15 protein-coding genes are annotated in these 18,988 nt (G+C 67.6%); 12 read left to right on the top strand and 3 right to left on the bottom strand.

Annotated features, from left to right (window positions below; all coding sequences use genetic code 11):
- Nucleotides 1-131: 131 nt before the first annotated feature.
- Nucleotides 132-1,433 (top strand): YjiH family protein, encoded by a 1,302-nt coding sequence (locus tag LH390_RS08910; RefSeq protein ID WP_227281648.1) that lies wholly within the window; start codon nt 132-134, stop codon nt 1,431-1,433.
- A gap of 78 nt (nt 1,434-1,511) precedes the next feature.
- Nucleotides 1,512-2,762 carry a cystathionine gamma-synthase gene (locus tag LH390_RS08905; RefSeq protein ID WP_227281649.1) on the top strand — a complete coding sequence of 417 codons (1,251 nt, stop codon included), beginning with the start codon at nt 1,512-1,514 and terminating at the stop codon, nt 2,760-2,762.
- 12 nt (nt 2,763-2,774) lie between these two features.
- Here LH390_RS08905 and hutG read toward each other — a convergent pair whose 3' ends face one another.
- Nucleotides 2,775-3,710 (bottom strand): formimidoylglutamase, encoded by a 936-nt coding sequence (gene hutG, locus LH390_RS08900; RefSeq protein ID WP_227281650.1) that lies wholly within the window; start codon nt 3,708-3,710, stop codon nt 2,775-2,777.
- 30 nt (nt 3,711-3,740) lie between these two features.
- Between hutG and LH390_RS08895 the strand changes: the two genes are divergently transcribed.
- Both LH390_RS08895 and hutH read left to right on the top strand, forming a co-directional pair.
- Nucleotides 3,741-4,487 (top strand): IclR family transcriptional regulator, encoded by a 747-nt coding sequence (locus tag LH390_RS08895; protein ID WP_227281651.1) that lies wholly within the window; start codon nt 3,741-3,743, stop codon nt 4,485-4,487.
- Nucleotides 4,488-4,533: 46 nt separating this feature from the next.
- Nucleotides 4,534-6,078, top strand: coding sequence for a histidine ammonia-lyase (gene hutH / locus LH390_RS08890; RefSeq protein WP_227281652.1), 1,545 nt, complete (start codon nt 4,534-4,536; stop codon nt 6,076-6,078).
- Nucleotides 6,079-6,099: 21 nt separating this feature from the next.
- On the opposite strand, the gene LH390_RS08885 is transcribed toward hutH, so the two are convergent.
- Complete coding sequence (locus tag LH390_RS08885) at nt 6,100-6,300, bottom strand: hypothetical protein (RefSeq protein WP_227281653.1); 201 nt, start codon at nt 6,298-6,300, stop codon at nt 6,100-6,102.
- A 240-nt stretch (nt 6,301-6,540) separates the two neighbouring features.
- On the opposite strand from LH390_RS08885, the gene hutU reads away from it, so the two are divergent.
- The 5 genes from hutU (at nt 6,541) to hutI (ending at nt 13,352) form a co-directional block, all read left to right on the top strand.
- Nucleotides 6,541-8,229, top strand: coding sequence for a urocanate hydratase (hutU, locus tag LH390_RS08880; RefSeq protein WP_227282715.1), 1,689 nt, complete (start codon nt 6,541-6,543; stop codon nt 8,227-8,229).
- Nucleotides 8,230-8,348: 119 nt separating this feature from the next.
- Entirely contained in the window at nt 8,349-9,515 is a 1,167-nt protein-coding gene (locus LH390_RS08875; protein WP_227281654.1) for an acyl-CoA dehydrogenase family protein, read from the top strand.
- A gap of 61 nt (nt 9,516-9,576) precedes the next feature.
- A complete protein-coding gene (locus tag LH390_RS08870) occupies nt 9,577-10,812 on the top strand; it encodes a CaiB/BaiF CoA transferase family protein (protein ID WP_227281655.1) in 1,236 nt (411 codons plus the stop codon).
- The gene (locus tag LH390_RS08865) at nt 10,809-12,137 is read left to right on the top strand and encodes a YjiH family protein (RefSeq protein ID WP_227281656.1); all 1,329 of its coding nucleotides are present in this window, start codon (nt 10,809-10,811) and stop codon (nt 12,135-12,137) included. The genes LH390_RS08870 and LH390_RS08865 overlap by 4 nt, the downstream gene beginning before the upstream one ends.
- 27 nt (nt 12,138-12,164) lie before the next feature.
- Nucleotides 12,165-13,352, top strand: coding sequence for an imidazolonepropionase (hutI, locus tag LH390_RS08860; RefSeq protein WP_227281657.1), 1,188 nt, complete (start codon nt 12,165-12,167; stop codon nt 13,350-13,352).
- A gap of 10 nt (nt 13,353-13,362) precedes the next feature.
- Here the strand turns inward: hutI and LH390_RS08855 are convergent, their stop codons facing one another.
- Nucleotides 13,363-15,252: an FAD/NAD(P)-binding protein gene (locus LH390_RS08855; protein WP_227281658.1), complete on the bottom strand. Its 1,890-nt coding sequence runs from the start codon at nt 15,250-15,252 to the stop codon at nt 13,363-13,365.
- A gap of 300 nt (nt 15,253-15,552) precedes the next feature.
- Here LH390_RS08855 and LH390_RS08850 point away from each other — a divergent pair, with 300 nt between their 5' ends.
- The 3 genes from LH390_RS08850 to LH390_RS08840 are packed head-to-tail and all read left to right on the top strand — an operon-like array spanning nt 15,553 to nt 18,984.
- Nucleotides 15,553-17,220, top strand: coding sequence for a TIGR04028 family ABC transporter substrate-binding protein (locus LH390_RS08850; RefSeq protein ID WP_399524473.1), 1,668 nt, complete (start codon nt 15,553-15,555; stop codon nt 17,218-17,220).
- Between the two features lies 1 nt (nt 17,221).
- Nucleotides 17,222-18,142, top strand: a complete 921-nt coding sequence (locus LH390_RS08845; RefSeq protein ID WP_227281660.1) for an ABC transporter permease — start codon at nt 17,222-17,224, stop codon at nt 18,140-18,142.
- Nucleotides 18,142-18,984: an ABC transporter permease gene (locus tag LH390_RS08840; RefSeq protein ID WP_227281661.1), complete on the top strand. Its 843-nt coding sequence runs from the start codon at nt 18,142-18,144 to the stop codon at nt 18,982-18,984. Before LH390_RS08845 ends, LH390_RS08840 begins: the two co-directional genes overlap by 1 nt.
- Nucleotides 18,985-18,988: the final 4 nt, after the last annotated feature.

The following is an 18,988-nucleotide window of genomic DNA, read 5'->3' as shown; positions in this document are numbered from 1 at the left end:
GTGGCGCCCGGCCGCGGAGGCACCGGCGTGGCCGACGTGTGACGCCAAAGCGTCCTAAGCTGTGGTGCTAACCGGGCTGGCGGTGCGGGCCCGGAATCCACCACACCCCCAACAACGAGGTGCGCAGACCCATGAGTCGAACCAGAAAACCCCGCCTATGGGAGTTCTTTGTCTACAGCGCCATCGGCGCGGCCGTGTTCTTCCTGCCCGTGACCTACCAGGGCAAATCCTCCATCCCCCTCGACCACATGGTCACCATCATCAGGCAGCTGCTGGGCCCGGCGTGCGGGTGGCTAATCCTGGCGCTCGTTGCCTACGGAACCTACCGCTCTATCATGGGCGCACGCTGGCGCAACAGCCTGCTGTCAGCCTCCTTTGTGCTGGTCAACTCCATCGGTTTGCTGGTGGCCCTCGCCCAGGTCACCGGGGTGCTGCCCGGGGTGTTGGGCAGGGAGGACCTGGTGCCTTTCCTGTGGAACAAGATCGCCATCCCGGTGGGCCTGATCGTGCCGGTGGGCTCGGCGTTCTTGGCGCTGATCGTCTCCTACGGCCTGCTGGAGTTTGTGGGTGTGCTCATGCAGCCGGTCATGCGCCCGGTGTGGCGCACCCCGGGGCGTTCGGCTATCGACGCCGTCGCCTCCTTCGTGGGCAGCTACTCGCTCGGCCTGCTCATCACGGATCGCGTGTACAAGCAGGGGCGCTACACCACCCGGGAGGCGGCGATCATTGCTACCGGGTTTTCTACCGTCTCCGCGGCATTCATGGTCATCGTGGCCAAGACGGCGGGCATCATGCACGTCTGGGGGCTGTACTTTGTGGTGTCCCTGGTGGTGACCTTTGCGGTTACGGCAATTACGGTGTGGATCCCGCCGCTGAGCCTGTTTCCTGATGACCACTACCCGGGGTCCACCCCGGATCCGGAAGAGAAGGTCACCGGCAACCGCTGGGCTGCCGCATGGGCGGAGGCCAAGCGCACGCTGGCGCAGTCGCCGGGCCTGGTACATGCGGTCAAGGAGAACTTCATCGATGGCGTGCGCATGTCCGCGGCGATCACGCCGTCGATCATGGCCATTGGGCTGGGCGGGCTGCTGCTTGCCACCTTCACCCCGGTTTTTGAGTGGGTGGGCTACCTGTTTTATCCGTTCGCCTGGCTGGTGCGGCTGCCGGAACCTCTGCTGGCGGGCAAGGCCGCGGCGATGGGCATCGCGGAGATGCTGTTGCCGGCCACGGTGGTGGCTGACGCTGATTCCGTGGTGCTGCGCTTTGTCATCGCCGTGGTGGCGGTCAGCGCGATCATCTTCTTCTCCGCGCTGGTGCCGTGCATCTTGGCCACGGAGATTCCGCTGAAGATCTGGCAGCTGGTGGTCATCTGGTTTGAGCGCGTGGTGTTGACCATCGTGATTGCTACCCCCATCGCGCACCTGTTGCTCTAAGGCGTCTGGCAGTAGTGGACAGCATGGTCTAGTGTGGGGGGAACTGTTGACCCTGCGACCCAGGAGGCCTTTTCGCCCATGAGCACCACCGAGCGCGCCGACGCTGGAACCCAAGCCCGCATTGCCGCCCAGGCGCAGGCCGCCGCCAACCCGGACACTGACCCCGCACGCCGCGGGTTTTCCACGAACTCCATCCACGCCGGCTACCACCCGGATGGCCAGACCGGGGCGATCAACGTCCCCATCTACGCCTCCACCACGTTCGCCCAGGACGCGGTGGCCAGCCTGCGCGGTGGGTACGAATACACCCGGGTGGGCAACCCCACCGTCGCCGCCTGCGAACAGGCCGTGGCGGCCCTGGAGGGCGGGCAGTTCGGCCGGGCCTTTGCCTCCGGGATGGCGGCCACGGATACGGTGTTGCGGGTGCTGCTCCACCCGGGCGAGCACCTGATCATGGGCACGGACGCCTACGGGGGTACCTTCCGGCTCATCGATACGTTCTTTAAGGACTGGGGCGTGGAGTACACGGTGGTAGACACCACCGACCCCGCCCAGGTGGCGGCCGCCGTGCGGCCCACCACGCGGGTGGTGTGGCTGGAAACGCCCACCAACCCGCTGCTGTCCATCACGGACATCCCGTCGGTCTCCGCGGCCGTGCGGGCTGCCGCCGCGGGGCAGCAGGCGCCCACGATCGTGGTGGACAACACCTTTGCCACCCCCTACCTGCAGCGGCCGCTAGAGCTGGGGGCGGACGTGGTGGTGCACTCGTGTACCAAGTACCTGGGCGGGCACTCCGACGTTGTGGGAGGAATGGTGGTCAGCAGCGATGCGGACTTTGACGCCCAGGTGCTGTTCTTGCAGGGGGGTGTAGGGGCGGTGTCCAGCCCGTTTGATGCCTACCTGACCTACCGGGGAATCAAGACTCTGGCTGTGCGGATGGACCGCCACTGCGCCAACGCCGCCGCCGTGGCGCGCGAGCTGGCGGCCAGCCCGGCGGTCAGCCAGGTGTTCTACCCCGGGTTGGAGGACCATCCGGGCCATGAGGTTGCGCGTGCCCAGATGCGCGATTTTGGGGGGATGGTCTCGGTGCGTTTTGCCGGAGGACCTGCCGCCGCGCGCACGTTCTGTGAGTCCACGCGGCTGTTTTGCCTGGCTGAGTCGCTGGGCGGGGTGGAATCCTTGCTGGAGTTGCCGGCGGCGATGACGCACCTGTCTGCCTCGGGGTCCGCGCTGGAGGTGCCCGCCGACCTGGTGCGCATTTCGGTGGGGATCGAAGATGAAGCGGACCTGGTTGCGGACATCCGGCAGGCGCTTGCCGCGCTCGGCTAGCTGCAGGGGTGACTATGCGGGCAGGGCGGTGATGATGTCGTCGATGAGCCGGGCGGCCACGCGTGCGGTGCGGGCATCGACGTCGAAAAGCGGGTTGAGCTCCACGACGTCAACCAGGGCCAACTTTCCGCTCGCCGCGGCGGCGCGCGCCATCGCCCGGTAGTGGGTCAGCGACACGCCCAGCCCCGCCGGCGCCGATACCCCGGGGGCCACCGCGGCGGGCAGGCCGTCGAGGTCAATGCTTAAGTGCACCACATCGGCGTGCGCTGCGGCCTGGGTGACCAGCTCGCCGGCGGCGCTGGGCGATAACTCCAGCAACTCCTCGTCGGTGACGGTGTGCACGCCCAAAGCCGCGGCGGTCTCAAAAAGCACCGCGGTGTTATTGGGCCGAGAGATGCCCAGCACGTGGTAGTCAAAGTCGGCGCCGCGCAGGCCAGCGATCTGGAGGAACGGGGTGCCGGAGGTGGCCCGGGGGGCCTCGCGCAGGTCAAAGTGGGCGTCCAGGTTGATAATTGCGCAGGACCGGCCATCGGTGGCCGCGTGCAGCCCGCGGTGGGTGGCCCAGGCGGTCTCGTGGCCGCCGCCCAGGCACACCACGGTGTGGCCGGCGGTGACCAGCTGTGCCACGGTGTCGGTGACGGCCTGTTGTGCGCTCTCCAGGTCGGTGCCGCGGGTGGTGATGGTTCCGGCGTCGTAACGCGGGCGATCGTCGTGGATGGCCAGGCTGGACAACGCCCCGCGCAGTGCCGCAGGGCCTTGGGCTGCGCCGACGCGCCCGCCGTTGCGCGCCACGCCTTCGTCGGAGGCGAATCCCAGCACAGCGATGCCGGGGGTGTCGGCGACGGGGCCGATGACGCTGTGCCAGCGGGCGTGGAGCGGGCCGGGTCCGTCGCTGCGGCCAGACCACAAATCAGGATTGAAGGGGGTGTGCAGGCAATCGTTGACCATGGCTGCCACGGTAGCGGCATACTGGTTGCCATGGGGCCGGTACCTGCCGCGCGCAACACGCTGCGCATCCTGACGCTGCTCTCCGCCATCGACGTGCCGGTGTCCGCCGCGCGCATTCGCACCGAGCTAGGCCTGCCCCGCTCCACCACCTATGACCTTTTAGGGGAGTTGGAGCGCGCCGGGTTCGTCGTGCACCTGGCTGAGGCGCAGACCTACGGGCTGGGCATGGCGGCCTATTCCATGTCCGCGGCCTACGCCACCCAGCAGCCCCTCGTGCGCCTGGGGGAGCGGCACCTGCGGCGTCTGGCGGAGCAGGCGGGAGGCTCGGGGCACCTGTCGCGGCTGTCCGGGGAAGAGATCGTCTACCTGTGCGAGGTGCGCGCCGCCGGTGCCCACGCCCTGGTCACGCAGGTGGGGGTGCGCCTGCACGCGCATCGCACCGCCTCCGGGCGAGTCATGCTGGCCATGCTTGACGACGCCGCCGCCAAAGCCATCTGCGCCACTGCCGGGGTGCGCGGCTCCCAGTGGGCACAGCTGCGCGCCCAGCTCACCCGCATCCGCGCCGACGGCTACGCCGCCGAGGTCGAGGAGGTCTCCCGGGGGCAACAAAGCCTGGCGGTGGCGGTGCGTGACCACGTGGGCCGCCCCGCCGCGGCCATGGCCGTGACCTTTCCCGTCGACCGCCTCGAAGCGCAGGAACGCGCGGAACTGCTGGTGGCGCTGACGTCCGCCGCCGCGCACTTGTCCCACAAGGTCTACGCAACGCCGCTAGGCTGACGCTCATTCCACCACATTCTCCCAACCAGCACAGGAGAGGTACACCATGAGCCAGACCACCGTCACCGTCGGCGCCCATCCGCTGAGCATTGCCGACGTCGTCGCCGTCGCCCGCCACAACGCGCCGATCACCATCGCAGAATCGGCGCTGGCCGAGGTCGCCCGCACCCGCGCGCGCGTCGAAGAACTCGCCAACAACCCCACCCCCGTCTACGGGATCTCCACCGGATTTGGGGCCCTGGCCAGCCGGCATATCCCCACCCAGATGCGCGCCCAACTCCAACGCAGCCTGGTCGCCTCCCACGCCGCCGGATCTGGGCCAGAGGTCGAACGCGAGGTCGTCCGCGCCCTCATGCTGCTGCGCCTGGCCACCCTGTGCACCGGGCGCACCGGCGTGCGCCCCGTCGTGGCCACCACCTACGCGGCGCTGCTCAACGCAGGGATCACGCCCATCGTCTACGAATACGGCTCGCTGGGCTGCTCCGGGGACCTCGCCCCCCTGGCACACTGCGCGCTGGTGCTCCAGGGCGCGGGCGAAGCCCGGGACGCCTCCGGCACCCGCCGCCCCGTGCCCGAGCTGCTGGAGGACGCCGGCATCACCCCGCTGGTGCTGGAGGAAAAAGAGGGCCTGGCGCTGATCAACGGCACCGACGGCATGACCGGGCAGCTGTGCCTGGCCATCACGGACTTAGAAGCCCTGCTCGGGGTGGCGGACATCGCCGTGTCCATGACCGTGGAAGGCCTGCTGGGAACGCTGACCGTCTTCGACGCAGACCTCCAAGAGCTGCGGCCCCACCCAGGCCAGGCGGCCGCCGCCGCCAACGTGCGCACCATCGCCGCCGGGTCCGCCATCCTCGACGCCGCGGCAGCCGAATTCGCCCAGGTCAGCGTGCAAGATGCCTACTCGGTGCGCTGCGCGCCCCAGGTAGCCGGCGGTTGCCGAGACACCGTGGCCCACGCCCGCCAGGTCTGCGAGCGCGAGCTGGCCGCCGCGGTAGACAACCCCGTGGTGGCCCTTGATGGCCGGGTGACCTCCAACGGAAACTTCCACGGCGCGCCCATCGCCTATGTGCTGGACTTCTTGAGCATCGTCACCGCGGACCTGGCCAGCATCTCTGAGCGGCGCACCGACCGCTTCTTAGACCCGGCGCGCAACCGCGGCCTCAACGCCTTCTTGGCCGATGACCCCGGCGTGGACTCCGGGCACATGATCGCCCAATACACCCAGGCGGGCATCGTTTCCGAGCTCAAGCGCCTGGCCGTCCCGGCTAGCGTGGACTCCATCCCGTCCTCAGCCATGCAGGAGGACCACGTGTCCATGGGCTGGTCGGCGGCGCGCAAGCTGCGGCGCGCCATCGACGGGCTCTCCCGGGTACTGGCCATCGAGGTGCTCACCGCCGCGCGCGCGATTGAGCTGCGCGAGGGGCAGCCCGCGCCGGGGACGGGGGCGGCCATTGCCGCGCTGCGCGCGCAGGTTCCGCCGGCGGGCCCGGACCGTTTCTTAGCCCCGGAAATCGCCGCCGCCCTTGAGCTGGTGGTCACAGGCAAGCTGCGCGCCGCGGTCGAAGAGGCGGTTGGCCCGCTGCAGTAACTGGGGGCCTTCTCGGGGGGATCACTGCTTGGGGGTTGCGCGCTTGGCGCGGCGCATCAAGACTATGCCGCTGGCGAGGATGATCAGCCCAGCCCCGAGCAGCGCGACATGGACGTGACCGGAAAAGAAACCGGGAACAGCCAGGACGGTGAGCGCGCCGCCTAAGCCAATGCACGCGATGGCGAGGGCAAGCCCCGTGGTGTCTGCTGGGGTGGTGGACATGGGGGACTCCTTTGCGGTGAGGTCGCGTGGCCCAGGATAGCGGTTGCCGTACCAACAAGGCCGTGGGAAACCCCTGCGGCCAGGGCAGTCCGGTATCCCGGACACCTGGGTGGGGGAGGGCCTAGCCCACCCTCTGTGACTGGGCTTACAGTGCAGGGCAATCCCGAGGCGTGGCACAGCACATCCGGCGCCGTGGCCGCACCCACCGTCCCAGCCAGCGAAAAAGAAAGCAGGAAGCCTGTGTCTGAGCACTCCGCCCCGCGCACCGTACGCGCCCCCCGCGGCACCGAGATCACCGCCAAGTCCTGGCAAACAGAAGCCCCCATGCGCATGCTCATGAACAACCTCGACCCCGAGGTTGCCGAACGCCCCGAAGACCTCGTGGTCTACGGCGGCACCGGACGAGCCGCACGAAGCTGGGAGGCCTTTGACGCGATCGTCGCAACGCTTAAAGACCTCGAAGACGATGAGACGCTGCTGGTGCAGTCCGGCAAGCCCGTCGGCGTCCTGCGCACCAACCCGTGGGCGCCGCGCGTGCTCATTGCCAACTCCAACCTGGTCGGGGACTGGGCCACGTGGCCGGAGTTCCGCAAGCTGGAGGCAGAAGGCCTGATCATGTACGGCCAGATGACCGCCGGATCCTGGATCTACATTGCCACCCAGGGCATCCTACAAGGCACCTTTGAAACGTTTGCCGCCGTGGCCACCAAGCGCTTCGGCGGCACCCTGGCCGGAACGCTCACCCTCACCGGGGGCTGCGGCGGCATGGGCGGCGCCCAGCCACTAGCCGTCACCCTCAATGGCGGCACCTGCCTGATCGCCGATGTTGACGAACACCGCCTGCGCCGCCGCCAAGCCAAGCGCTACCTCGACGAGATCTACACCGACCTCGACGAGGCCGTCGCCCGCGCCAAGGAAGCCAAGGACAACAAGGAGGCCGTCTCCATCGGCATCGTGGCCAATGCCGCCGAGGTCTTCCCCGAACTGCTGCGCCGCCAGCGCGCCGGGGAGATCACCGTGGACGTGGTCACCGACCAAACCTCCGCCCACGACCCCTTGAGCTACCTGCCCGTGGAAATCCCGGTGGCCGACTGGCAGCGCGAAGCCCAGCAGGACCCGGATACCTTCACCAAGAAGGCCCGCGAATCCATGGCCGCCCAGGTCCAAGCCATGGTGGAATTCCAGGACGAGGGCGCCGAGGTCTTCGACTACGGAAACTCCATCCGCGACGAAGCCCGCCACGCCGGCTACGCCCGCGCCTTCGAATTCCCCGGCTTTGTCCCCGCCTACATCCGCCCCCTGTTCTGTGAGGGCTTAGGACCCTTCCGCTGGGCGGCCCTGTCCGGCGACCCGGAGGACATCCGCGTCACCGACCAGGCCCTCAAGGAGGCCTTCCCGGACAACGAACACCTCCACCGCTGGCTCGACGCCGCCGAAGAATACGTGGAGTTCGAAGGCCTGCCCGCCCGCATCTGCTGGCTGGGCTACGGCGAACGCGACAAGGCCGGCAAGATCTTCAACGACCTGGTCCGCGACGGCAAGGTCTCCGCGCCGATTGTCATCGGCCGCGACCACCTGGACTCCGGCTCGGTGGCCTCCCCCTACCGGGAGACCGAAGCCATGATCGACGGCTCCGACGCCATCGCCGACTGGCCGCTGCTCAACGCCCTGGTCAACACCTCATCCGGCGCCACCTGGGTATCCATCCACCACGGCGGCGGCGTGGGTATTGGCCGTTCCATCCACGCCGGGCAGGTCACCGTCGCCGACGGCACCGACCTGGCAGAACAAAAGCTCGCCCGCGTGCTGTCCAATGACCCCGCCATGGGCGTCATCCGCCACTTCGACGCCGGCTATGACCGCGCCGCCGAGGTCGCCCGCGAACGCGGCGTGCGCGTGCCCATGGAGTTCCACTCCCGGGAGAGCTAGCCCCACCCCACCCCCTTTTTCCTCACCAACCCCACGGGTGCCTGACCCCGGCGCCACTACGGCCCTCAAGGCAGCCGTGGGTCTTTTACACCCTCGTCCCGCTAGAAAGGAGAACAATCATGGCCGGACGCTACCCCAACGGAGACTTCTACGGATTTGAAAAGGACCTGCCGGACGCAGAGCTGAAGATCCTGCACACCGTGCGCGAATGGGCACAACAGGAGGTCAAACCCCACGCCGCCGAGTACTGGAACAAGTGGGAATTTCCCTCCCACTTGTTGCCCGCAATCGGAAAGCTGGACATCATCAGCCTGGTTCGCCACCAGGGCCGCAGCCGACTGCTCGCCGGCCTGGTCACCGCCGAGCTGCACCGGGCAGACGGCTCGGTGGGAACCTTCTTCTCCGGCCATGACGGGCTGTTCACCGGCTCCATCGAACTGCTGGGATCAGACGAGCAGCGCGACCGCTTCCTGCCCGACTGCTACGCGGTGAAAAAGTTCGGCGTCCTTGCCATCACGGAACCAGAGGCCGGATCCGACGTGGCCCGCGGGATGCGCACCACCGCGCGAAAAGTCGACGGCGGATGGGTGCTCAACGGGCACAAGACCTGGATTGGCAACGCCACGATCTCCGACTACGCCATCATCTACGCCCGCGATGAGGACGATGACCAGGTCAAGGGCTTTTTGGTAGAAACCGGATGGGAAGGCTACCGCGCCGAGTTGATGACCGGTCGCATTGCCATTCGGGCGGTGCAAAACGCGGACATCTATCTGGACAATCTTTTTGTCCCCGACGACTACAAGCTGGCTAACGCCAACACCTTCAAGGACCTCAACCGGGTGTTCAAAGCAGCCCGCGCAGTAGTGGGATGGCAGGCCGTGGGCCTGCAAATGGCCGCATTAGATGCCGCCGTGGCCTATGCGGATAGCCGCGAACAGTTCGGGCGCAAGCTGGGGTCCTTCCAGCTCATCCAGTCCAAGCTTGCCACCATGCAGGCCAACCTCATTGCCTCTGAATCCATGCTGGTCGCACTGGGTCGCCTCCAAGACCGCGGGGAGGACCACAACGAGCATGCCTCCCTGGCCAAGGCGCAGGCGACCCGCCTGGCGCGTGAGACCGTCGCCCTGGGCCGCGAGCTGATGGGCGGCAACGGGATGCTCACCGATCACCACATGGCCAAGATCTTCTGCGACGCAGAAGCCCTCTACACCTACGAGGGCACCTATGACATCAACCAGCTCATTGTTGGCCGCTCCCTGACTGGGGAATCAGCCTTCGTGTAAACACCCAAGGCACGATCCGCCTCGCCGCGCGTTCGGCACGCGGGAGGCAGAAAGGACGGCGATGATGAACGCCACTTCTCCCGCAACACCCCCGCGCCCAGGAACGCAGGAAGGCGAGCCGGAACGCGTCCAGGCCCACGCCGGAGCACTGTCCGGGGTTCGCGTCGTGGACTTATCCCGAGTCCTAGCCGGCCCCTTCTGCGCGACGATATTGGCGGACCTGGGCGCGGAGGTAGTCAAAGTAGAAACCCCGTGGGGCGATGATTCCCGCCAATACGGCCCGTACGTCGACGGTGAATCGAGTTACTACCGGCTGTTTAACCGCTCCAAGCTGGGGCTGAGCCTAGACCTGAAAGACCCAGCCGACAGGGACACCTGCCGTGCGCTCATTGACCACGCCGACGTGGTGGTGGAGAACTTCCGGCCAGGAGTCATGGCACGCCTTGGCCTGGCGCCAGACGAGCTTGTGGCACGCAATCCGCGGCTGATTATCACCAGCATCAGCGGCTTTGGGCAGACCGGCACCATGGCTTCGGCCCCGGCCTATGACCTGGTCGCCCAGGCAATGAGTGGGATCATGTCCGTCACAGGACACCCAGGGGGTCCGCCGACGCGGGTGGGCATCAGCATCGGGGATCTCATCCCTGGGCTGTACGCGGCGATTGCCACCCTGGCTGCGCTGCGGGAAAGGGACACCTCCGGCCGCGGACAGCATATTGATCTGGCGATGTTTGACGCCCTGGTGTCCCTGCTGGAGTCCGTGGGAATGCGCGAGCTGCACGGGGATACCACCCCGCAGGCGGTGGGAAATGATCACGCCATGACGGTGCCGTTTTCCACCTACGGCGCCAGCGATGGCCAGGTGGTCATCGCGGTGACCAATGAGACCCTCTTTGCGCGCCTGACGCACGCCCTGGGCTTGGAGTGGATGGCGCAGGATCCGCGCTTTTCCACCAATGACGCCCGGGTGGCCCACCGGGAAGACGTGCGGGAACTTTTTGAAGAAGCGCTGGCGGCCTACACCGTGGAGGAAGCCGTGGCGATGCTATCTGAGCACGGGGTGCCGGCCTCCCCGGTCTGTGACGTCCGCCAGGCTTTGCGCGGCCCGCTTGCCCAGGAGCGCGGGGTGGTCGCGGTAGAGCCCGATGGGTTTTCTACCTTGGCGTCTCCGCTGCGGTTGCGTGGTTCGTGCCCACCGCGGCCCGCCCCGCGGCTGGGTCAACACAATGGTGAGGTGGCAGACCTGCTTGCCCGGTGGGCGGCGGGCGCCGCGGCAGCGGAAGGAGACCGGCGATGAGCACGAAAGCGGAGCAGGCTACGCGTTCGGGGCGCCCCGACCGGTGGCGCTTCTTCCTTTACAGCGGCATTGGGATCTTTGCCTTCTTTATCCCGTTTCCCTTCCGGGGAAAGACCACCATCTTGTTGGACCATGTTGTGGGGGCCATTGATGATTGGTTGGGTGACGCCAACCGCTTCGTGGCCTACGCCATCATCCTCGCCGGGGCTGTCTATCCGCTGGTGACCGGGCGTTGGAAAACCTCCCTTGCGCGCGGTGTGTTTGCCGCGCTCAACGTCTTTGGCCTGGTGGTGGCCACGGCGTTGGTGTTTCATATCGGCCCTGCCTGGGTGCACCGCGAGGACCTTGGCCCCTTTCTTTATGATCACCTAGTCATCCCGGTGGGCGTGTTGGTTCCGGTGGGCTCGATCTTCTTGGCCATGCTGGTGGGCTTTGGGCTCATGGAGTTCATCGGCGTGTTTGTGCAGGGGATTATGCGCCCCACGTATCGCGTCCCGGGACGTGCGGCGGTGGATGCGGTGGCCTCCTTTGTGGGCAGTTATTCCCTGGGGCTGCTTATTACTAACCGCGTGTATAAGGCGGGCGGGTATACCGCGCGCGAGGCTGCGATTATTGCCGGGTGTTTTTCCACCGCTTCGGTGACGTTTATGGTGGTGATCGCCCGTACGCTTGGGCTGATGCCGTTGTGGGGACCCTATTTCGGTGCCACTTTTATTATCACTTTTGTGGTCAGCGCGATTTTGGTTCATGTTCCACCGCTGAGCCGTATTCCTGACGAATATTTTGAGGGCGCCCACCCGCGTCCTGAAGAAAAGGTGACCAGCCACCGCGTGGCGCGGGCGTGGGAGCAGGCCGATGAGGTGCTGGCTCGCTGCCCTTCGCTGGCCAAGGTGCTGTGGTACAACCTGCGCGACGGAATCGTGATGACCATGCAGATCCTTCCCGGCATCATGTCCGTGGGGTTCATTGGGCTGTCTTTGGCCCTGTACACCCCGGTTTTTGAATGGTTGGGTTGGGTATTTTGGCCCTTTAACGTGCTATTCCGGGTGCCTGACCCAACTCTGGCGTCGGAGGCCATGGCCATCGGTTTGGCCGAGCTATTCCTTCCAGCAACGCTGGTTACGGCCGCCACGAGCGAGGCGCTTCGGTTTATCATCGCGGTTGTGTCCATCTCCCAGATCTTCTTCTTTTCTTCGATGATCCCGGCGGTGCTGGGCACGGAGATCCCCCTGAAAATCTGGCACATGGTGGTCATGTGGTTCCAGCGCATCGTGTTGACCATTCCCTTGGCCGTCCTTGCCGCCGCCCTATTTACGTCCTGGTAATTCTCCACAGAAAGGTTTCACAAGCTCATGGCCGCAACATTGTTCACTGGCATTAGTGAATTGCGCACCGTCTCGGAGGCGGGCACGCTTATCGACGCCGCCCTCATCGCCGATACCACCACCGGCACCGTCGCGTGGGTGGGTGCGGCCAGCCAGGCCCCGGACGCGGATGAGCAGGTGGACCTGGGTGGCCGGGCGGTGTTGCCCGGGTGGGTGGATTCGCACACGCACATGGTCTTTGATGGCGATCGCTCGGAGGAGTTTGAGGCCCGCTTGAGTGGCGGCAGTTATGCGGCCGGGGGTATCGCGGTGACCATGGAGGCCACGCGGGCGGCGGGGCGTGAGCGCCTGGGGGAGCTGGTGGCCGGGCGGGTGGCGGCGGCGCGCGCCGGGGGGACCACGACGCTAGAGACCAAGACCGGCTACGGGTTGGATGTGGAGTCAGAGGCCTTAGCCGCCCAGCTGGCTGCCGACTACGTTGATGACGTCACCTTCCTGGGCGCCCACCTGGTGCCCCCGGGCCGGGACGCGCAGGAGTACGTGGATGAGGTCTGCGGGCCGATGCTTGACGCAGTGGCGCCGCACTGCACGTTTGTGGACGTGTTTTGTGAGCGCGGTGCCTTTGATGAGGAGCAGTCGCGCCGGGTGCTGGGCGCCGGGGTGAAGGCTGGTTTGGTGCCGCGGGTTCACGGCAATCAGCTGGGGGAAGGCCCCGGGGTGGGCTTGGCCGTGGAGCTCGGCGCGGCGAGCGTGGACCACGTTAACTACCTCAGCGACGCGGATGTGGAGGCCCTGGCGGGCTCGTCGACCGTGGCCACGGTGCTGCCTGCCTGCGATCTGTCCACCCGGGAGCCGCTGGCCCCGGCGCGGCGGCTTCTCGATGCCGGGGCCACGGTGGCCATCGCCTCCAATCTCAACCCCGGAACCAGCTACACCTCGGCGATGAACTTCTGCGTGGGCACGGCGGTGTTGCAGCAGTATTTGACCCCGGATGAGGCCATCGCCGCGGCTACTGCCGGTGGGGCTCGGGCCCTGCTGCGCCACGATGTGGGGCAGGGCCGAGACCCGCAGGGGCGCCCGGCCAAGGGCACCTTGGTGGTGGGGGCCGCGGCGGACCTGCACGTCCTGGATACCCCGCACGCGGTGGACCTGGCCTACCGCCCGGGCATGCCGTTGTCGTGGCGGACCTACATCGCAGGCCGGCGGGTGAGCTAGCCGCGGTGGCCTAGCGGGCTGCGACGGTCTCTAGGAGGTGGCGGGCGGTCTTGTCCGTCTCCTGGAGCATGAGCGGGTCGGTGCCGGGCATGGGGGAGATGGTGGTGTCCGGCAGTTGGCCGTAGGTGGGAATGCCCACCAGGTGGACGCGGGGATCCGGGGTGCCAGCGGGGGTGATCAGCGCCCGGGTGGGCTCGTCAACCTCGGGGGATCCGGTGGCCTGGAATGGCCGCCAGCGGCCCTCCAGGCTGCGGGCCAGGGGGTCTTCGGGGCGGCGGATGTCCGGCTGGTGCATCCAAGCGTCGATGAGGACGGTGCCGCGGGCGGGCTCGGTGGCGGAGTCGGTGCGCATCTCAAAGGCGCCGTCGGTGACGGTGACGGAGGTGCCGGAGCCGAGGACGGTGACCAGGTGGGCGTCGATAAGCGCGAGGAGCTGGCGGCTGCGGAACAGCGGCGGACCGGAGCCGACCATCTGGCCTAGCGCCATAAAGGCGCTTAAGGCCGCTCGGGAGTCGGCGGTGTAGCGCCCGGGCGAGCCGAGGATGGACACGGGTTTGCGGGAGGCGCTGATGGACCACAGACCGGCCTTGACGGGGCAAGATGCGCCCGCGGCGGCCGCGGCGATGTCCCGGGCCAGGGACTCGCCGATGGCATCGGTGACCTCGGCGGGGGAGCCGTGCAGGCCGGCGAGTGGGTCGAGGAGGGTGGCGATGGGCAGGTCAGTATTGGCCAGCAACTCGGTGACGGTCGCCTCCGCGACGGCATCGGCCTTGTCCGGTTGGCCCGCGACGCGGTAGTAGGCGGCGTAGGCGTCGCGCACGATGGCCGGCCACACCTCGGCGGTGAAGTCGATCTGCTCAGCGCCGGTCAGCCGTTCGATGGCGGCGCGCAGGTGGGTTAGCTCCGCCCGCGGCGGCAGCCCGCCATAATCCGATTTGGGCAGGTAGGGGTAGCCGCGGTGGGAGCTGACCGTCAGGTGGGGTTCGGCGCCGCTGGGGTGGTAGACCAGCCCAGAGCGGGCCTGCGGGTCCGGCTCAAAGCGTCCGCCGCGCTCGATGGTCAGCAGTGCCATCGCATCAAAAAAGCCCATGCCGAAACCGCGCACCAGGACCTCTTGGCCGCCGGCGATCTGGCTGAGGTCCTGCTCGATGGGATTATCCGGGCGCACCCAGGTCAGGGGTGTGTCGGCGGCGGCGATCGCGGCGGCGAGGTCCTGCTCGGCGGGGGTGGGTCCGGGGCGCTGCCAGCCGATGGCCAGGACGGTGGCGTCGGCGCGCACGGTGGTGCCGTCGGAAAGCTCAAGGATGTCCGCGCCGGGAGCGCCCGCAGCAGCATCACTAGCAGCATCCCCAGTAGCAGCACCAGCAGCATCGGCTGCGGGGCGCAGGGCGGTGACCCGCGCGTGGTGCTCGACGAGGGTGACGGTCTCGGGCAGTTGGGCCCGGGCGACGTCATAGACCCAGGCCAGGTAGGCGCCGTAGAGGGCGCGGGTGGGGTGGGACTCCGGCCGGGTATCGGCCAGCTCCGCGGCAAAGTCCTGTGCCAGCGAGGCGGCTGGCGGATGGGCGCGGAAGGTGGCGATCTTGGCTGGGCTGATGGGCCCGTCGACGCCGTCGGTGGAGCCCTTGAGCAGCTGGATCCATTCGTATTGGGTGGGCCCTTGAAGGACGGGGGCGCCGACGGTGGAGCCGGGTTCGGTAAACAGGGTTACCGCCCCGGCCAGGGTGTTCATGCACAGGGTGCGGGTTTGGTCCGTGAGCCAGATGCGCCCGGCGCCGATCTGGGAGTCATCGATGAGGTGGATGGTGATGTCCGTGGTGGGGTGATACGCGGCGATGCGCTCGATAAGGGAAATCCCGCGGGGTCCGGCGCCCACGATGGCGATGGCTGGTGTGGTCATAGTGCCAGGGTATACCGTGGCGAATAAACAGATCTGTCTACCCCCAAAAAACAGAGCTGTTCATTCTTGTGCTACGTTTGGGAGCCATTGCGCGTGCCCGGGATTCACCCCGGTCACATGCCCATTCCAGCGTTCCAGCGCTATCGGTGTAGTAGCTGAAGGAAGAAGGACACCCCCATGCGTTTCTCCGCCCACGGACGCCGCCTACCCTGGCGCCGCCGCGGCGTCAGTGAGCGCCCCCGCGCCACCAGCAGGCGCAGCCACAGCCACGGCCGCAGCCGCAGGAGCAGCCGCCAGCTGATGCGCGACACCGCGGCGGTGCTAACAACCCTGAGCCTAACCCTGGCCAGCTGCGCGCCCGCCCACCACGGCGACGCTATCGCCCCGGCCGGCCACGCGCCCCGGACCGTGACCTACCTAGAGCCGCTGTTCTTTAACACGCTCTACCCGCCGGCCGCCGGGTTTTACCCCAACGGTGCGGTGGTCAACAACATCACCGATCGGCTGCTCTACCAGGATCCGGAAACCCTGGAGCTCTCCCCGTGGATTGCCACCTCGCTGCCCCAGGTCAACGCGGATGCCACCGAGTACACCTTCCAGCTGCGCGACGATGTCACCTACTCCGACGGCACACCCCTGACCGCCGCCAACGTGGTGGCCAACTTTGATCTTTTTGCCAAGGGCGACAAGAAGCGCAAGCTGACCTCCTCTGAGCAGATCTCCCACTACGCCGGTGGGGAGGTGCTTGGCCCCCACACGGTGCGGTTCCACTTCCACGCCCCCGCGCCCGGCTTCGCCCAGGCCACCAGCTCCTTTAACGCGGGCCTGCTCTCCGATGCCACCCTCGCGCGCGGGACGGAGGGCTTTGCGCCCGGCAACGCCACGCAGATCATCGGGTCGGGGCCCTTCGTCATCACCGAGGAGCAGCAGGGCTCCCGGCTGGTGCTCTCCGCCCGCACGGACTATCACTGGGGCCCGCCGGCGCACCCCCACCACGGGCGCGCGGATATTGATGAGGTTCGCTACGTGCTCGCCGGGGAAGAGTCGGTGCGCGTCGGCGGACTCGTCTCCGGACAAGCGGACATCGCCCGGCAAATCGAGGCACCCGAGGAGGCGCTGGTGCGCAAGCGCGGCCTGACCATCCTGGCCCACGGCACCAACGGGATGAACAACCAGCTGGCCCTGCGCTTCCGCCACCCGCTGCTGTCTGACGAGCGCACGCGCCGGGCCCTCTTCCTGGCGATCGACCGCGAAGAGATCATGCGCACCCTGTTCTCCTCGTCCTATCGGCTTGCCGACGCCCCCATGGCGCGCACCGCGCTCGGGCACCGCGCCCAGGACCCGCAGGCCTACCGCTTCGACCCGGACGCCGCCGAGGAGCTCTTCGCCCAAGCCGGCTGGTCACGCGGGCCCGACGGCGTGCTGCAACGCGAGGGCAAACGGCTCTCCCTGACGGTCAACGAGGCCCTGCCGCAGCCGCGCTCGCGCGAGGTGATCACCAAGGTGCAAGAACAGCTGGCCCGGGTAGGCGTTGAGCTGCACCTCAATCCCGGAGATAACGCCACCCAAAACGCGGACTCGCTGGACATCAACAAGATTCAGGTCCGCCACACCATGGTCGGCCGCGCCGACCCCGAGGTGATTAAGTCCCTGTACTTTTCCACCACCCGCAACCAGCTGCTCAACTATGACTCCGCCACCGACAGCCTGGGCGACCCGGAGCTAGAAAAGCTTCTCGACGCCGTCTCTGCCGACCCCCACCACGCCGCCGAGCGCGCCGGGGACGTGCAGGACTACCTCACGGCACACGCCTACGTGCTTCCCCTCTTTGAAGAGCCCGTGGTCTACGGCGTCGCCCCCTACATTCGCGGCTTCGCCGCGGAGTCGATCGGGCGACCCAGCTTCTACGGGGTGCACATTGACCACGGGGCTGATCAGGACCGCCAGCGGGGAAAGGCAGGGAACTAACGTGAGTATTTCCGCGATTGTCCGCCGGCTGCTCCAGGCGCTCGTTGTCCTGCTGGCCACCTACACGCTGGCCTTCTTCCTGCTGTCTGCACTGCCCTCGGACGGGGTGCTGGCCCGCTACGCCAGCCCGGATCTGGCGCTGTCGCTCGAAGAGCTCACCGCTATCCGGGATTCCTATGGGGCAGATGAGCCGCTCTGGCGCCAGTATTTCAGCTCCCTGGCTGGTTTTCTCAGCGGCGACTTTGGCTATTCGGTGCGTACGGGCGCGTCGGTGACCTCTATGATCGCCCAGGCCCTGCCGGGGACCCTGGTGCTGGCTGCCGTCGCGTTCGTGCTGGCGGTGGTGCTGGCCGCGCTCATCGCCGCGGCCGCCTGGTTTGTCAAGGGCGCCGGTGCGCTGCCCTCCCTGATGGTGTCCGTGCCCAGCTTCTGGATCGGCATCATCATCATTCAGGTCGTCTCCTTCCAGCTGGGCTGGATCCCGGTCATTGAGCCCACCTCCGCCCAGGCGTTGGTGCTCCCGGCGCTCACGCTGTCCATCCCCATCGCCGCACCCCTGGCACAGGTGCTGGTGCGCGCGCTGGAACAGGCGCGCGGGGAGCCCTTCGTGCGGGTGGTGCGGGCCCGCGGCGCGTCGCAGTGGTGGGTGCTGGCCCGCCACGTGGCCCGCATCGCCGCCCTGCCCGCGGTGACCATGGCGGGCCTGCTGTTCGGCGAACTCGTCGGCGGGGCCGTGGTCACAGAAGCCGTGTTCGCCCGCCAGGGGCTGGGCCAGCTCACGGTGGACGCGGTGGCTAACCGGGATACCCCGGTCCTGCTGGCCGTGGTGCTGATCACCGCCACAACCTATGTGCTCATCAACCTCATCGTTGACGTGGCCTACCCCTTGCTCGATGCGCGACTGCGCAGGAAGGTGCACTGATGACTACCGCAGACATCGTGGTGCCGCGGGCAATGACCCGCCGCCCGACGGGGGCGTGGCTACGCCCCGGAACCATCCTGGCGTGCGGCGTGCTGGCGGTGGTGGTCCTGGCCGCCCTCGCGCCCCGACTGCTCACCGCCGCCGACCCCATCAGCGGGACCTTCACCCCGCTGGCCGCCCCCAGCTGGGATCACCCCTTTGGCACCGACTCGGTGGGCCGGGACCTGTTTGCTCGGGTGGTGCACGGATCGCGGGCGTCGCTGGTGGGGGCGTCGATAGCCGTGGCAGTAGGAATGACCGTGGGCACGCTCATCGGCGTGGTTGCCGGCACGCAGCGCGGCTGGGTGGATGCGGTAGCCATGCGGGTGGTGGACGTGCTGCTGTCCGTCCCGGCGCTCCTGCTGAGCCTGTCCGTGATCATTCTGCTGGGCTTTGGTACCCTCAACGCCGCCCTGGCCGTCGGCGTATCCAGCGTGGCTACCTTCGCCCGCCTGGCGCGCTCCGAGGTCCTGCGCGTGGCGGCCAGCGACTATGTGGAGGCCGCCTACGGCTCCGGCGGCACCCGCTGGGGAGTGCTCACCCGCCACGTGTTGCCCAACTCCTTATCGCCGGTCCTCGGCCTGGCGGCCGTGCAATTCGGCTCGGCGATCCTCCAGCTGGCCACCCTCGGATTCTTGGGCTACGGCGCCCCGCCGCCGACCCCGGAGTGGGGGCTGCTCATCGCAGACTCCCGCGATTACATCGCCACCGCCTGGTGGCTGACCGTCGCCCCGGGCGTGGTCATCATCGCCGTGGTCGTGGCCGTCAATCACTTAAGCACCCTGATCCGGAAGGAGGCGTGACACA

Origin of the sequence: Corynebacterium uberis (assembly GCF_020616335.1) — a bacterium.
Lineage (GTDB): Bacteria > Actinomycetota > Actinomycetes > Mycobacteriales > Mycobacteriaceae > Corynebacterium > Corynebacterium uberis.
Note: the sequence above shows the minus strand (reverse complement) of the source record. Positions and strands in the feature narration are given on the sequence as shown.

Coding starts and splice junctions, on each gene's coding strand:
- LH390_RS08910 (WP_227281648.1), top strand. CDS start 132: ATGAGTCGAACCAGAAAACCCCGCCTATGGGAGTTCTTTGTCTACAGC.
- LH390_RS08905 (WP_227281649.1), top strand. CDS start 1,512: ATGAGCACCACCGAGCGCGCCGACGCTGGAACCCAAGCCCGCATTGCC.
- hutG (WP_227281650.1), bottom strand. CDS start 3,710: ATGGTCAACGATTGCCTGCACACCCCCTTCAATCCTGATTTGTGGTCT.
- LH390_RS08895 (WP_227281651.1), top strand. CDS start 3,741: ATGGGGCCGGTACCTGCCGCGCGCAACACGCTGCGCATCCTGACGCTG.
- hutH (WP_227281652.1), top strand. CDS start 4,534: ATGAGCCAGACCACCGTCACCGTCGGCGCCCATCCGCTGAGCATTGCC.
- LH390_RS08885 (WP_227281653.1), bottom strand. CDS start 6,300: ATGTCCACCACCCCAGCAGACACCACGGGGCTTGCCCTCGCCATCGCG.
- LH390_RS08875 (WP_227281654.1), top strand. CDS start 8,349: ATGGCCGGACGCTACCCCAACGGAGACTTCTACGGATTTGAAAAGGAC.
- LH390_RS08870 (WP_227281655.1), top strand. CDS start 9,577: ATGATGAACGCCACTTCTCCCGCAACACCCCCGCGCCCAGGAACGCAG.
- LH390_RS08865 (WP_227281656.1), top strand. CDS start 10,809: ATGAGCACGAAAGCGGAGCAGGCTACGCGTTCGGGGCGCCCCGACCGG.
- hutI (WP_227281657.1), top strand. CDS start 12,165: ATGGCCGCAACATTGTTCACTGGCATTAGTGAATTGCGCACCGTCTCG.
- LH390_RS08855 (WP_227281658.1), bottom strand. CDS start 15,252: ATGACCACACCAGCCATCGCCATCGTGGGCGCCGGACCCCGCGGGATT.
- LH390_RS08850 (WP_399524473.1), top strand. CDS start 15,553: ATGCGCGACACCGCGGCGGTGCTAACAACCCTGAGCCTAACCCTGGCC.
- LH390_RS08840 (WP_227281661.1), top strand. CDS start 18,142: ATGACTACCGCAGACATCGTGGTGCCGCGGGCAATGACCCGCCGCCCG.